The 13,068-nt window shown below is 71.8% G+C and carries 15 protein-coding genes; 7 read left to right on the plus strand and 8 right to left on the minus strand.

Annotation, left to right across the window (positions count from 1 at the left end):
- The first annotated feature begins 13 nt into the window (after positions 1 to 13).
- Positions 14 to 769 (plus strand): tyrosine-protein phosphatase, encoded by a 756-nt coding sequence (locus tag G7070_RS10600; protein WP_166233713.1) that lies wholly within the window; start codon positions 14 to 16, stop codon positions 767 to 769.
- A 9-nt stretch (positions 770 to 778) separates the two neighbouring features.
- Here G7070_RS10600 and G7070_RS10605 read toward each other — a convergent pair whose 3' ends face one another.
- From G7070_RS10605 to G7070_RS19275, 5 genes are read right to left on the minus strand one after another with little or no spacing between them, the layout of a single operon-like run.
- Positions 779 to 1,144, minus strand: coding sequence for a fluoride efflux transporter FluC (locus G7070_RS10605; RefSeq protein ID WP_166233714.1), 366 nt, complete (start codon positions 1,142 to 1,144; stop codon positions 779 to 781).
- A complete protein-coding gene (locus G7070_RS10610) occupies positions 1,141 to 1,590 on the minus strand; it encodes a fluoride efflux transporter FluC (protein WP_206079730.1) in 450 nt (149 codons plus the stop codon). Before G7070_RS10610 ends, G7070_RS10605 begins: the two co-directional genes overlap by 4 nt.
- Before the next feature lie 32 nt (positions 1,591 to 1,622).
- Positions 1,623 to 3,329 (minus strand): FAD-binding oxidoreductase, encoded by a 1,707-nt coding sequence (locus G7070_RS10615; protein WP_166233715.1) that lies wholly within the window; start codon positions 3,327 to 3,329, stop codon positions 1,623 to 1,625.
- Entirely contained in the window at positions 3,326 to 3,751 is a 426-nt protein-coding gene (locus G7070_RS19270) for an SDR family NAD(P)-dependent oxidoreductase (RefSeq protein ID WP_206079731.1), read from the minus strand. The genes G7070_RS10615 and G7070_RS19270 overlap by 4 nt, the downstream gene beginning before the upstream one ends.
- Positions 3,748 to 4,116 carry an SDR family NAD(P)-dependent oxidoreductase gene (locus G7070_RS19275; RefSeq protein WP_206079732.1) on the minus strand — a complete coding sequence of 123 codons (369 nt, stop codon included), beginning with the start codon at positions 4,114 to 4,116 and terminating at the stop codon, positions 3,748 to 3,750. The genes G7070_RS19270 and G7070_RS19275 overlap by 4 nt, the downstream gene beginning before the upstream one ends.
- Before the next feature lie 67 nt (positions 4,117 to 4,183).
- On the opposite strand from G7070_RS19275, the gene G7070_RS10625 reads away from it, so the two are divergent.
- The 3 genes from G7070_RS10625 to G7070_RS10635 all read left to right on the plus strand — a co-directional run bounded on the left by G7070_RS10625 (position 4,184) and on the right by G7070_RS10635 (position 7,754).
- Positions 4,184 to 6,409, plus strand: coding sequence for an HAD-IB family hydrolase (locus G7070_RS10625; RefSeq protein WP_166233716.1), 2,226 nt, complete (start codon positions 4,184 to 4,186; stop codon positions 6,407 to 6,409).
- 65 nt (positions 6,410 to 6,474) lie between these two features.
- Positions 6,475 to 7,356 (plus strand): GTP-binding protein LepA, encoded by an 882-nt coding sequence (locus tag G7070_RS10630; RefSeq protein WP_166233717.1) that lies wholly within the window; start codon positions 6,475 to 6,477, stop codon positions 7,354 to 7,356.
- Positions 7,357 to 7,388: 32 nt separating this feature from the next.
- Positions 7,389 to 7,754, plus strand: coding sequence for a DUF6547 family protein (locus G7070_RS10635; protein ID WP_166233718.1), 366 nt, complete (start codon positions 7,389 to 7,391; stop codon positions 7,752 to 7,754).
- 92 nt (positions 7,755 to 7,846) lie between these two features.
- On the opposite strand, the gene rarD is transcribed toward G7070_RS10635, so the two are convergent.
- The gene (rarD, locus tag G7070_RS10640; RefSeq protein ID WP_166233719.1) at positions 7,847 to 8,785 is read right to left on the minus strand and encodes an EamA family transporter RarD; all 939 of its coding nucleotides are present in this window, start codon (positions 8,783 to 8,785) and stop codon (positions 7,847 to 7,849) included.
- Between the two features lie 81 nt (positions 8,786 to 8,866).
- On the opposite strand from rarD, the gene dcd reads away from it, so the two are divergent.
- Positions 8,867 to 9,442, plus strand: coding sequence for a dCTP deaminase (dcd, locus tag G7070_RS10645; protein ID WP_166233720.1), 576 nt, complete (start codon positions 8,867 to 8,869; stop codon positions 9,440 to 9,442).
- Positions 9,443 to 9,449: 7 nt separating this feature from the next.
- Here dcd and G7070_RS10650 read toward each other — a convergent pair whose 3' ends face one another.
- Together G7070_RS10650 and G7070_RS10655 are read right to left on the minus strand one after the other, a co-directional pair.
- Positions 9,450 to 10,049 carry a TetR/AcrR family transcriptional regulator gene (locus G7070_RS10650; RefSeq protein WP_166233721.1) on the minus strand — a complete coding sequence of 200 codons (600 nt, stop codon included), beginning with the start codon at positions 10,047 to 10,049 and terminating at the stop codon, positions 9,450 to 9,452.
- Positions 10,050 to 10,248: 199 nt separating this feature from the next.
- Positions 10,249 to 11,139 (minus strand): aminoglycoside phosphotransferase family protein, encoded by an 891-nt coding sequence (locus G7070_RS10655; RefSeq protein WP_166233722.1) that lies wholly within the window; start codon positions 11,137 to 11,139, stop codon positions 10,249 to 10,251.
- 158 nt (positions 11,140 to 11,297) lie between these two features.
- Here G7070_RS10655 and G7070_RS10660 point away from each other — a divergent pair, with 158 nt between their 5' ends.
- Positions 11,298 to 11,918 carry a beta/alpha barrel domain-containing protein gene (locus tag G7070_RS10660; protein WP_166233723.1) on the plus strand — a complete coding sequence of 207 codons (621 nt, stop codon included), beginning with the start codon at positions 11,298 to 11,300 and terminating at the stop codon, positions 11,916 to 11,918.
- Positions 11,919 to 12,002: 84 nt separating this feature from the next.
- Positions 12,003 to 13,058, plus strand: a complete 1,056-nt coding sequence (locus G7070_RS10665; protein ID WP_166233724.1) for an SH3 domain-containing protein — start codon at positions 12,003 to 12,005, stop codon at positions 13,056 to 13,058.
- Positions 13,059 to 13,068: the final 10 nt, after the last annotated feature.

Consider the following 13,068-nt stretch of genomic DNA (forward strand, 5'->3'; position numbering starts at 1 on the left):
TAGCGTCGGGGGCATGCTGAACGTGGACGGCCTGCTCAACCTGCGCGACCTCGGCGGGACCCCGACCCGGGACGGGGCGGTCGTGTTGCCCGGGCGGCTGTGGCGCTCGGAGAACCAGACGCTGCTGGAGCCGTCCGCCCTGGCGGCCCTGCAGGAGGCCGGGCTGAGCGACGTGATCGACCTGCGCAGCAACTTCGAGGCGCAGAACTCGCCGTCGCCGTTCGTGCGGCGTCCCGGGGTGACCTACCACCACCACAGCTACTTCGCCGGCGACTCCGATGCCGCGGTGCTGGCCAAGGCGCTGCCGTGGGAGGGCAAACAGCAGCAGATCCGCACCGGGGACGAGAATGCCGACACCTACCTCGACTACGTCCACGAGCGGCCCGACTCGGTGCTCGCCGCGGTCCGCGCGATCGCCCACGCGCCCGGCGCCGCGCTGGTGCACTGCGCCGTCGGCAAGGACCGCACCGGGTTCACCGTGGCGCTGGCGCTGGGCGCCGTCGGGGTGGCCGACGACCTGATCGTCGAGGACTACGCCCGGACCACCGCCGTCATCTGGGAGGTGGCGCAGCGGCTGTGGCAGGACCCGACCTACGCGCACCGCACCAACGCGGTCACCGCCGAGCACCTCGCCGCCCGGCCCGAGTCGATGCGCGCCGTGCTGGGCTACCTGGACGCCGAGCACGGGGGCGTGGCGCCGCTGCTGCGCGGGCTCGGCTGGACCGACGCCGACCAGGACGCCCTGGCCGCCCACCTGCTCGGCTCCTAGCCCCCCGGCTCAGAGGAGCGCGTCCAGGACGCCGTAGACCATCAGGCCCAGGAAGAACGCGACCACCGCGGACGCGACCATCGCCAGCGGCAGCACCACCCCCTGGACGAGGCGGCCCTCGCGGAGGTCCTCGGCGGTGTCCAGGGACGCCGCGGAGAACGTGGTGAAGCCGCCCAGCAGGCCCGCGGCCAGGACGGGATGCTGCTCGATGCCGCCCGGGATGCTCACGACCAGCGCCATCGCGAACGCGCCGATCACGTTGGTGACGAAGGTCGCGACCCGCGACGTCTTCCCGGCGCGCACGTGCAGCAGCGTGAGGGAGTAGCGCAGCACCGCGCCCACCCCGCCGGCCAGGGCGACCCACAGCCAGGTCATCCGCGGGACCTCCCCAGCGCGTGCCCCACGGCCAGCCCCGCCAGGGCCGCCGCGACGCCCGCGACGATCTGCCCCAGGACGAACCAGACGAGCCAGCCGGTCGCGGAGTCCCCGTAGCCGACGGCCGCGGAGAAGGCGTCCAGCGTGAACGCGCTGTAGGTGGTGAAGCCGCCCAGCACGCCGGTGCCCAGCAGCAGGCGCCACTCGGCGGCGCCCAGCCGGTCCGAGCGCGGCGGCGCGGCCGCCAGCACGCCGATCAGGAACGACCCCAGCACGTTCGCGACGAGGACCGCGTAGCCGGGCGGGTGGGCCGCGTCGTAGGGGAGCGCCAGGCTCAGCAGATACCGCGCCAGGGTGCCCACGGCGCCGCCGACGAAGACGAGCCCGAACCGCGCGGGCAGCCCGGGATCGGTCCGCACCGTCAGCGCCGCCCCGCCCGGGGGCACCGGGGCGTCCGAGCGGGGTGGCGGGGATCACGTCAGTCGAGCGCGTCGAACAGCGAGATCGCGGGGTCGATGATCTTGCCCGGGTTGAGGTTGCGGCCCGGGTCGGTCGCGTCGAACAGCGAGCGCATGATCGCCACGCCCTCGGCGGAGACCACCTGCTCCATCCAGGGGGCGTGCTCCATCCCGACGCCGTGGTGGTGCGACAGCGTCCCGCCGTTGTCGACGAAGGCCTGCTGGATCGAGGTCTTCAGCAGCGCGTACTCGGCGTCGGGGTTGTCGCCGACCTTGAACGCGAAGGTGAAGTACAGGCAGGCGCCCACGTGGTAGGAGTGCGACAGGTGGCACATCACCCAGCCCTTGCGTCCCAGCTGCTGGTAGGCCTTCTCGGCGGCCGCGTACACGGCGCGGTGGATGCCGTTGAGCTTCGACCAGGGCGCGGCCGTCTCGGACACGTCGCCCATGACGTCCTGCTCCAGCAGGAAGTCCCGCAGGTAGGGGGTGTCGAACTTCTTCTGGTCGTAGAGCGCGCCGGGGCCGGTCCCCAGCACCAGGGCGCCGTGCGTCTTCGCGATCTTGTCCACCGCCTTGCGGCGGCGGGCGACGTCCTCGGCGGACCCCTCGAAGCAGACGTAGCTGATGCACATCTGGTCGGTGTCCCAGCCGCGCTTGCGCATCAGCGCCCACAGGCCCTTCTGCCCGGCGGCCTCCACCTTCTTCTTCACGGTCGTGGCGGCCTTCTGGGTGGCCAGGGAGAAGCCGGTCTCGTTGCCGTCGGAGATCCGCACGAAGGTCGTGGGGATCTCCTCGTCGGAGATCTGCCGGATCGCGGCGACCGCGGTCTTCCACTCGGGGTACATGTAGGCCACGACGGTGCGCTCGGCGGGCAGGCGGTGCACCTGCACCCACAGCTCGGTGATGACGCCGAGGCGTCCCTCCGAGCCGATGAACATCTCGCGCAGCGACGGCCCGGTCGACTCGCTGGGGACCGGCTTGAGCGACACGGTGCCCGAGGGACGCACCACGGTCATGCCGCGGACGATGTCGGCGATGTCGCCGTACTTGTCCGACTGCATGCCCGAGGAGCGCGTCGCGGCCCAGCCGCCGACGGTGGAGTGGGTGAACGAGTCGGGCATGTGGCCCAGCGTCCAGCCGCGGTCGTTGAGCGCCTCCTCCAGCGCGGGGCCCTGCATGCCGCCGCCGACGCGGGCCAGCCCGGCCTCCTCGTCGAGCTCGTACAGGCCGGCCAGCAGCCCGGTGTCGAGCGACACGATCGGACGCCGCTCCGCCGGGTCGAGCTGCAGCGAGCGGGCGATGTTCGTGCCGCCGCCGTAGGGCACGACGACGGCGTCCTGCTCCACGGCCGCCGCGAGGACGGCCGCGACCTCGGCGTCCGTGCGCGGGTAGACGACCACCTCGGGCAGCCGGCCGTAGTCGCCGCGGGACACGTGCAGCAGTTCGGTGACCGAGCTGCCGTGGCCGTGGACGACCCGCTCGTGGGCGTCGGTGGTGACCTGGTCGGCGTCGGTGGCCGCGACGAGCGCCTCGAGCAGCGCGCCGGGGACCTCGGACTCGGCCACCGTGGCGGGGTCGAACGCGATGGTGTCGATCTTGCGGGGACGCAGGTCGATGTTGAGCGCCTTCTTCACGAACGGCGCGAAGGCGGGCTTGTTGAGGTAGTTGAAGAACACACCCTCCTCGCCCCAACCCCACCACTTCATGTGCTTGACGTCGGGCTTCATGCTTCTCCTTCGGAAACTCGTCGCGTGGTTCGGCGTCCGGAGATCGCCGAGGAGATCGAACGCATGGCGCCGCCGGGCAGCAGGCGCAGGACGCCGGCCAGCACCTTGTACCGCAGCGACGGGACGGAGACGACCGCGCCGCGCGCCGCGTCCCGCAGCGCCTCGCGCGCCACCTGGTCGGGGCTGAGCCACAGGGCGGCGGGCACCTTCGAGCGCTTCGCCCGGCCGCCGCGGGCGTGGAACTCCGTGCGCACCCAGCCCGGCAGCACCGCCGTGACGTTCACGCCCGTCCCCGCGAGCTCGTTGGCCAGCACCTCGGTGATCGCGAGCGCGTACGCCTTGAGCGCGGAGTAGGAGTCCTGCCGGGTCAGCGCCGAGACCGACACCACGGTGATGATGCTGCCCTGCCCGCGCTCGATCATCGCGGGGCCGCGGCGGACGCCAGGACGCGGGGCGTGCGGCCCATCGCCTCGTACGCCCGGTCGGCCAGCTCGTCGTCGCCGCCGACCAGCGGCGTCTTGAGCGAGAAGCCCGCGTTGTTGATGAGGAGGTCGAAGTCCCCGGTCCGCAACCGGTCGGCGACCCGCTCGACGTCGTCGCGGTCGCTGAGGTCGGCCGCCAGGGTGTCCACCCGGACGCCGAAGGCGTGGGAGAGGTCCGCGGCGACGGTGCGCAGGCGGTCGACGTCGCGGGCGACCAGCACCAGGGGGCGGCCCTCGCGCGCCAGGGCGCGGGCGAAGGCGAGCCCGATGCCGGACGTCCCACCGGTGATGAGCGCTGCCCGCATGGGAAGTCACGCTACATTACGCTGCTCGTGCTGAAGCATCCCCGTGGTGCTTTTGGAAGGAGCACCCGTGCCGACCCAACCCGTGAACGTGCTGCTGACCGGAGTGACCGGATTCCTCGGCCAGGCTGTCCTGGAGCGACTGCTGTCCTCGACCGACGCCCGCATCACCTGCGTCATCCGTCCGCGCGGCGCCCAGAGCGGCCGCGCCCGGCTGGACCGGCTCCTGCGCAAGCCCGTCTTCGCGCCCTGGCGCAAGGCCGTCGGCGACGCCGAGGCCCAGCGGATCTTCGCCGAGCGGACCGACGTCCTCGAGGGCGACCTCTCCACCCTGGAGCGCATCGACGTGCCGGTCGACGTGGTGGTGCACTCGGCGTCGACGGTGTCCTTCGACGCCCCGATCGACGAGTCCTTCGCCAACAACGTCGGCGGCCCGGAGGCGCTCTACGCGGCGCTGACCGCGTCCGGGCAGGACCCGCACGTCATCCACGTGTCGACCTGCTACGTCGGCGGCATCGCCAAGGGCCTGCGGCCGGAGGCGTCCGTGGACCACGACGTGGACTGGCGCGCGGAACTGGAGGCCGCGAAGGTCGCCCGCGCCGAGGCCGAGGCCGCCTCCCGCACGCCGGAGAAGCTGCAGGAGTTCATCGACCAGGCCACGGCCGCGCACGGCAAGCAGGGCCCCAAGACGGTGGCGCGCGCCTCGGAGCAGGCCCGCGCCGACTGGATCACCGCCCGGATGGTCGAGCTGGGACGCACCCGCGCCCGCTCGGTGGGCTGGACCGACGTCTACACGTTCAGCAAGGCGCTGGGGGAGCGGGTCGCGGAGCAGGAGTGGGCGGCCAAGGGCCACCGGCTCTCGATCGTGCGCCCCGCGATCATCGAGTCCGCGCTGCGGCACCCGACCCCGGGCTGGATCGACGGCTTCAAGGTCGCCGACCCGCTGATCATGGCCTACGCCAAGGGCAGCCTGCCCGAGTTCCCGGGGCTGCCCGACTCGGTGCTCGACGTCATCCCGGTCGACTACGTGGTCAACGTGGTGCTGGCGCTCGCACGCCTGGGCCACCAGGGCCCCGAGCGCTCCGACGTCGGCTACTTCCAGGTCTGCTCGGGTGCGTCCAACCCGCTGCCGTTCCACCGGATGTACTCCGAGGTGCGCGCCTACTTCCTCCAGCACCCGCTGGAGGACGACAAGGGCCGCCCGATCATCGTCCCGACGTGGCGGTTCCCCGCGAACAACGCCGCCGAGCGCTCGCTGCGCCTCAAGGAGCGGCTGTCGGCGCTGGGCTCCCGGATCGGCGAGGCCCTGCCCTCCACGGCGTGGACCAGGCAGTGGAGCAGCAGCCTGTCCCGCATGGAGCGCGGGCTGGGGTCGCTGCGCACCTACGTGGACCTGTACCAGAGCTACACGCGCACCGAGATGCTGTTCGACGACCAGCAGACCCGCGCGCTGGGCGCCAAGCTGCCCGACGGCACCCCCGACGACGAGACCTTCGACGTGCGCGACATCGACTGGACGCACTACTGGCAGGACGTGCACCTGCCCGCCATGACGTCCCTGGCGAAGGTGCACGCCCGGGCCTCCAGCGCCCGCAAGGCGTCCCGCTCCAAGGCGCGGGCGCTCGAATCCGGCACCGACGTGCTGGCCGTGTTCGACCTCGAGGGCACCCTGCTGCCGAGCTCGCTCGTGACCCAGTACCTCTCGATCATGCGGTTCATCCGGCCGCTGGCCCAGTTCCCGGCCGAGTTCGCCGACCTCGTCGGCAAGACCAACGTCTACCTCAAGGCCGAACGCCGCGACCGCGGCGAGTTCGTGCGGGCGTTCAGCCGGCGCTACGCCGGGACGCGGGTCGCCGACATCGAGCGGGCGGTCGACGGCCCGTGGGGCGACGCGCTGCTGCGCTCGCTGCGTCCGGGGGCGCTGTCCCGGATCGAGGAGCACCGGGCGGCCGGGCACCGCACGGTGCTGGTCACGGGCTCGCTCGACCTGTTCGCCGCCCCCCTGGCGTCGCTGTTCGACGACGTCGTGGCGTCCCGGATGGAGGTCGCCGACGGCGTCCTGACCGGGTACCTGGCGACGCCGCCGCTCGTGGACGAGGCCCGCGCCCAGTGGCTGAAGGACTACGCCGCCCGGCACGGGCTGGACCTGAGCCGCTCGCACGGGTACGGCGACTCGGTGGCCGACGTCAGCTGGCTGCAGTTGCTCGGGCGTCCGGTCGCGGTGAACCCCGACCTGCAGCTGTACCGCGCGGCGAGCCGTGCCTACTGGCCGATCGAGGACTGGAAGCACGCCTGAGCGGCGAAGTGCCCGTACCTCGGCGGGTGAGGCGACCCTTACCCCGCCGCGGTTAGGATGAGCCCGTGGCTCGATCCCGGATCACGGACGCCCAGTTGTTGGCGCACGTCAACAAGCTCGGCGACGAACACCCCCCGATTCGTCTCGACTCCGTCGACTACACGGTGAACAACCCCGACGTCCTGCGCACCCGGTTCGCGGGCGTCCTGGACTACCTCGCCCGTGTGGAGTTGGAGGTCGAGCGCAACGTCCTGGAACTGCTGACGATCATGCCGAACCCGTCCGAGGCGGATCGGGTGTTCTACTCCGACGTCTGGTACGACCAGGAGATCGCGCACGGCCAGATCCTCGACGAGCTCAAGCGCCGCATCGACCTGCCCGAGGCGGAGCCGCAGCTGGCCGTCGGGTTCGCGGTGCAGGCGCTGGGCGCCCTGGCGCGCTTCGAGCCGATCCAGGACGTCGCCCGCACCATCTACTACTTCACGGGCGCCTCGACCGAGCGGCAGGCCGTCCTGGCCTACAACGCGCTGTCGACGCAGCTGGACGAGCTGGGGGAGAAGGCCGTCCGCGAGACGATCATCAACCAGATCAAGCGGCAGGAGCCCGGCCACTTCGCGTTCTACCGGATGAGCGCCGAGAAGATCATGACCGACGGCACCCTGCGTCCGTGGCAGGTGTTCCTCGCCCGTCTGCTGCGCGAGCGTTCCTACGAGTTGGTGGGCACCCACAACGACCCGGTGCACCAGGCCACGATGGGCGAGGTGATCGACGTGCTGGGCTTCGACGGCCAACTCGAGGCCTTCGCCAAGGAGATCGGACGCCTCGAGGCGAAGCTGCTGTGGGCCAACAAACAGGGCATGGAGTTCCCGCCCTACGTGCTGCGCGCCCTGCGCGAGAGCGTCGAGCTGTACCGCGAGCAGGGTTCCTTCGCGGCGCGGCTCTCCTAACGCTGGCGCGGAATCGTGGGCATGATGGACTCATGACCGAGCACGATTCCCGCTGGATGTACCGGCAGACGATCGACGCGATGGTGGTGGCCTGCCTGCAGGGTCAGGGGCAGGTCTCCGCGGAACGCATCCGCGTCGGGGTCTGGAATCCGAACGCGGACGACGAGACCGACCCCAACCAGGTGACGATGAATGCGCTGCTCCGCTCGATGGAGGAGAGGCACCGCCAGGCGCTGGCCGTGCTCTTCGCCGAGGAGTTCGCCTCCGGCATCTTCAACGCCCTCACCGTGCTGGCGGCCGCCCGGATCGAGCCCTTCACCCAGGGCTACGAGGGCGAGCCGTCCGACGACTTCCTGGGCCGCATCGACGGCTCGGAGTGGCCGACCGAGGCGCACTGATCCTGCCGGAACCCGGACGCCGCGTGCTGCGCGAGGTCGGAAGACCTGCGGTGTGGGCGTCCGGGCGATCGACGGGCGTCGCGGCGGTCCGGCTAGCGCGGGGCGGCCGAGCGGCGCGTCACGGAGCGCTGCGTCCGGTTGAACACCGACCACAGGAAGACGGCCGAGCCGCACCAGACCAGGATCAGCCCGAGCCAATACGACGGGGTGACCACCTGGCCGAACACGGTGATGCCGAGCAGGAACTGGATGGTGGGGCCGAGGTACTGCAGGACGCCGACCACGCCGAGCGGCAGCCGCGGCGCGGCGACGGCGAACATCCACAGCGGCAGCGCCGTCAGGACGCCCGCGAGCACGAGGAGGCCCGTGTGCTGCGCGCCCACCCCGAAGGTGCTGGCGCCGGTCGCGGCCAGGAAGGTCCAGTAGCCCAGGGCCAGCGGCGACAGCACGCCGGACTCCAGGAACAGCCCCTCCAGCGCGGGCAGGGTGGCCCGCTTCTTCACCACGGCGTACAGGCCGAAGGTGGCGGCCAGGGTCAGCGAGACCCACAACCCCGCCCAGTTCTCCCACGCGATGACCACGACGCCGATGCCGGCCAGGATCGTCCCGATCAGGCCGCCGCGGCTCATCCGCTCGCCGAACAGGAAGACCCCCAGCACGATGTTGACCAGCGGGTTGATGAAGTAGCCCAGGCTCGACTCCACGACGTGGTTGTTGTTCACCGCCCAGATGAACGTCAGCCAGTTGCCGCCGATCAGCAGCGACGCGGCCAGCGTCCAGCCCAGGCGTCCGCGGCCCAGCGCCCGGCGTACCCACCCCCACGGTCGGCGCAGCAGGAGCAGCACGATCCCGACGGCCGCCATGGACCACAGCACGCGGTGCGCGAGGATCTCCAGCGGCCCCGCGGGCTTCAGGAGCGGGAAGAGCAGGGGGAAGAACCCCCAGATGACGTAGGCACCGACGCCGGCCAACAGGCCGGTGGCCTCCCCGCCCAGGCGAGGGGCGCCACGCGTCCCGGGATCAGATTGCACGTGAGCACTCTAGGACTCATCGCGGCGCCCGACGCCCGGGCATCCGCTGTACAGCCCTCGGCGTCCCGCTAGGGTCGTTGCGTGCTGCTGTCTGATCGCGATATCGCCGCCCAGCTCGACGCCGGACGCGTCCGGCTCGACCCGTTCGAGCCACGGCTGATCCAGCCCTCCAGCGTCGACGTCCGGATGGACCGGTTCTTCCGGCTGTTCGACAACCACAAGTACCCCTTCATCGACCCCGCCGAGGACCAGCCGGAGCTCACGCGGCTCGTGGAGGTGGACGCCGAGGAGCCCTTCATCCTGCACCCGGGCGAGTTCGTCCTGGCGTCCACCCTCGAACTGGTGACGCTGCCCGACGACATCGCCGCCCGCGTCGAGGGCAAGAGCTCGTTGGGCCGGCTCGGGCTGCTGACCCACGCGACGGCCGGGTTCATCGACCCCGGGTTCACCGGCCACGTCACGCTGGAACTCAGCAACGTCGCGACCCTGCCCATCAAGCTGTGGCCGGGCATGCGCATCGGGCAGCTGTGCTTCTTCCAGCTGAGCTCGCCCGCCGAGCATCCCTACGGCTCCGCGCAGCGCGGATCGCACTACCAGGGGCAGCGGGGGCCGACCGCGTCGCGCAGCTTCGAGAACTTCAGCCGGACGCGGACGTAGCGGCGGATCAGGCGGCCTCGAGCGCGGCGTCGGTGATGAGGCCGCGCAGCAGGACCTGCTCGTGCTCCTCGTACAGGTCGTCCGCGGCCGTCGTGCTCGGCCACAGGGACAGTTCCAGCAGCGCGTGCCCGTGCAGGGCGGCCCAGACGAGCATCAGGCGCCCCTCCTCGGTGCCGTCGCGCAGCAGACCGGCCCCCTCCAGGCGGGCGATCATGTCGCGCAGCGGCTGCAGCGTCTCGTCGGCGAGCGACGTGACGGCGCCCTGCTCGGGATGGCCGGCGAAGACCAGGCGGTACAGCGACGGGTGGGAGCGCGCCCAGTCGCGGTAGGCCCGCAGACCCCGCGCGAACGTCTCGACGGCGTCGCCGGTGGGATCGGCCGGCGGTTCCTGGGCGGCGACGAACGAGGCGCGGGCCACCCGGGTGACCTCCTTGATCAACGCGTCCTTACCCCCGAAGATGGAGTAGATCGCGTTGGTGGAGGTGTCGACCGAGGCGGCCAGTTCGCGCAGCGACATCTGCTCCGGGGACTCCTGCTGAAGGCGCTCGTAAGCAGCCGCGATCAGTCGATCGCGAAGGTCGTCCGGATAGGTGTTCAAGCGCGCCATGAGGCAACACTATAGGGGCAGGAGGCGTCACCGAGCCGTGACGTCTAGGGTTCGCGCGCCTTCACTTTCATTTGGCCCAGTTTCCACGTCTCCACTAGTGGGGCGGGGATTCGCCGCCCCGCTCAGTAAGCGGTCCCCGGCCGATTCGCGACCTCCCCGGGGGAGGATTCCTCTCCCTCGCGCAGGGTGGCCGCGACGGCTACACGGACTCGGTGAGCAGGGCGTCCAGCGCGCGGCGTCCGGCGATCTGGAGCGCCGTCCCGGCCTCGCACTCCTGCGCCAGGATGAGCGCCAGGTGGAGCGCCCACGCGCGGGCCCGGCGCCACGTCGCCTCGTCGGTGGCGCCGCCCTGGCTGAGGCGGTCCAGGAAGATCTCCCGCCCGGTGGCGTCGAAGGTGAGCCACGCGGTGGCCAGGTCGCAGGCCGGGTCGCCCGCGGTCATGTCGCCCCAGTCGATCACGGCCGACAGCTGGCCCTCGGCGCCGACGATGAGGTTCGCGGGGTGCAGATCGCCGTGCAGCCACACGTCGACGCCGTCGAACTCCGGGCCGGACGTCCAGGCCTCCCAGCGCAGGAGCAGAGCGGTGTGCTCCGGTTCGCGCGCGATCCGGCCCCGGGCGCGGGTGTCTGGTCCCTCCTGGGCCAGCGACATGCCGCGGACGGGGTTGAGCGGCGCGTGCGCGGGGGCGGGCACGTGCAGCGTCCACAGGAAGTCGGCGAGTTGCTCGGCGAAGGCCGTGCGGTCGGCGGGGGCGATGTCCGAGGCGCGGGGGCCGTCGAACCAGGGCGCCACCATCCAGGCGTAGGGGTACTCCTCGCTCGGGCGGCCGGCGAAGACGGGCTGGGGGATGGGCAGGGTCACCAGGGGTTCGATGATCGGGAGCCACGTGATCTCGTTCTCGACCAGCGGCGCCGCCACGGCGCGCCGGGGCAGCCGGACGACGAGGGAGTCGCCCAGCCGGAAGATGGCGTTGTCCCAGCCGTTCTCGACCAGGGACAGGGGCAGGCCGGCCAGGGAGGGGCACTGCTGGGACAGCAGCCTCTCCACGAGGGCGGCGTCGATCATCACTTCTGCAACGGGGGTCGGCACGCTCTCTATTGCACGTGGCCGCCCCCGCGTCCTCCAAAACTGGACCGGGGGTTGCCGGGTGTTGTCCGGCGCGCGCGCGAGCGGGCGTGCACGCCGGCCCGCGGCCGCAGGCGCACGGAGGTGGGGACGGCCGTCCGGGTGCGGCATGCTTGGGGCCCATGAGCGTGTTGGAGGACGCCCTCGCCGGGCACCGCGTCGTCGTGAGCCTGCCCGCCGGCGGCATCGCCGACTGGATCGCGGTCGCCGAGGTGCTGGTCCAGGAGGGCCTCAGGGCGTGGGCCTGGCCCGCCGACCAACTCGAGGTTCTGGGCGAGCTCACCTCCCTCTACGGGCGCCGCGCCCACATCGGGGTCGCCGGGGTGCTGAGCGACGAGCAGTTGGCCGCGGCCGCCGCTGCGGGCGCCCGGTTCTGGCTGTCGCCGCTGGCGGTGGACGCCGACCGCGCGGTCCCCCTGCCGTACCTGGCCGGCGCGCTGACGCCCAACGAGGTCGCCGCCGCCGCCCGGACGCGCGAGGCCGCCGTCCTCGTCACGCCGGCCGACGCGCTGGGCACCAGCTACGCCCGCACCCTCCCGGTGCTGGTCCCCGAGGTGGAGATCGTCCCGTGGGGCCGCCTCGAGCGGTACCAGTGCGAGATGTGGCTGGAGGCGGGCGCGAGCGCCGTCGTGGTGCAGGACGTGGTGGTGCGGCCGGAGCTCTCCGACGGGGTCAACGTCATCGACGAGGTGGGCCGCCGGGCCGCCTCGTTCGGACAACTCGTGGCAACAAACACCCCTTAGACCTCCCTGAGTTGGTCCCTGAGAAAATCTCAGTTACCTTGGGTGATGTCCTCAGTTTTGACTCATCAGTAACGGAGACATCAGATGTACCAGCCCCGTCGCGCCGCCGATGTGAATGACGCCATCGCGCGCCCCGAGCCGGAGGGCTACGCAGCCACGTTCCGCTCCGCCCCGCGCCGTTCGGTGCGTTCCCGCTCGCAGCTCATGCGCACCCGGGTCGCCCCCGCCGCGGTGTCCGTCGCCCTGCTGGCGACGTCGGGTGCCTTCGCCCTGAACCTGAAGGCTTCCGAGCAGCCCGCCACCGCCGTGCCGGCTCCCGAGCGCGAGGACACCACCTCCCGTGATGCCTCCCGCCTGATCGAGTCCGAGGCGCCCGCCACCGAGGCTCCGGTCGAGGCCGCCGAGGAGGGGGAGACGCAGGGCGCCGAGGCGTTCGTCGCCGGCTCCTGGGCCTCCTCGTTCGGCACGGCCGCCGGCACCAAGTACGCGCAGAGCGCGCTGACCGTGCACGCCCAGGCGTCCGACGCGTCGGCCTCGCTCGGCAGCGTCAAGGAGGGCGGCAAGGTCTCGGTCACCGACAAGGTCGTCTCCGGCTTCCGCCAGGTCGCCTTCAACGGCAAGGTCGGCTACGTCGCCGACGCCCAGCTCGGCGCGAAGGCCCCGGTCAAGGAGACCCCGAAGCCGACGCCGTCCGCGACGTCCGCCTCCGCGACGTCCGCCTCCGCGAAGGCCAGCAAGGCGCCCGCGTCCAAGGCTCCGGCCGGCGGCTCGAGCGAGGCCTACACCGGCGGCACCGAGTACACCGGCAAGTCGGTGCTGGGCCTCAAGCCGCGCGCCATGGTGGTCTACAACGCGGTCACCGCGAAGTGGTCCTTCACCAGCATCGGCGGGTACCGCGCCAGCAGCCGCTCCAACCACCAGCTGGGCGGCGCCATCGACTTCATGACCTTCAAGGACTCCGCCAAGGGCTGGGCCGTGGCCAACTACGTGGTCGCCAACGCCGAGGCGTTCAAGGTCGATCACGTCATCTTCGAGCAGAAGATCTGGACGCCCTACCGGCCGTACTGGCGTCCGATGGAGGATCGCGGCAGCATCACCCAGAACCACTACGACCACGTGCACGTCTCGGTCAAGCTCTGAGCCTGCGTCG

This window comes from Propioniciclava coleopterorum (assembly GCF_011393335.1).
Taxonomy (GTDB): domain Bacteria; phylum Actinomycetota; class Actinomycetes; order Propionibacteriales; family Propionibacteriaceae; genus Propioniciclava; species Propioniciclava coleopterorum.

Coding starts and splice junctions, on each gene's coding strand:
- G7070_RS19275 (WP_206079732.1), bottom strand. CDS start 4,116: ATGCGGGCAGCGCTCATCACCGGTGGGACGTCCGGCATCGGGCTCGCC.
- G7070_RS10635 (WP_166233718.1), top strand. CDS start 7,389: ATGACCGAGCACGATTCCCGCTGGATGTACCGGCAGACGATCGACGCG.
- G7070_RS19270 (WP_206079731.1), bottom strand. CDS start 3,751: ATGATCGAGCGCGGGCAGGGCAGCATCATCACCGTGGTGTCGGTCTCG.
- G7070_RS10650 (WP_166233721.1), bottom strand. CDS start 10,049: ATGGCGCGCTTGAACACCTATCCGGACGACCTTCGCGATCGACTGATC.
- G7070_RS10665 (WP_166233724.1), top strand. CDS start 12,003: ATGTACCAGCCCCGTCGCGCCGCCGATGTGAATGACGCCATCGCGCGC.
- G7070_RS10615 (WP_166233715.1), bottom strand. CDS start 3,329: ATGAAGCCCGACGTCAAGCACATGAAGTGGTGGGGTTGGGGCGAGGAG.
- G7070_RS10600 (WP_166233713.1), top strand. CDS start 14: ATGCTGAACGTGGACGGCCTGCTCAACCTGCGCGACCTCGGCGGGACC.
- G7070_RS10660 (WP_166233723.1), top strand. CDS start 11,298: ATGAGCGTGTTGGAGGACGCCCTCGCCGGGCACCGCGTCGTCGTGAGC.
- G7070_RS10605 (WP_166233714.1), bottom strand. CDS start 1,144: ATGACCTGGCTGTGGGTCGCCCTGGCCGGCGGGGTGGGCGCGGTGCTG.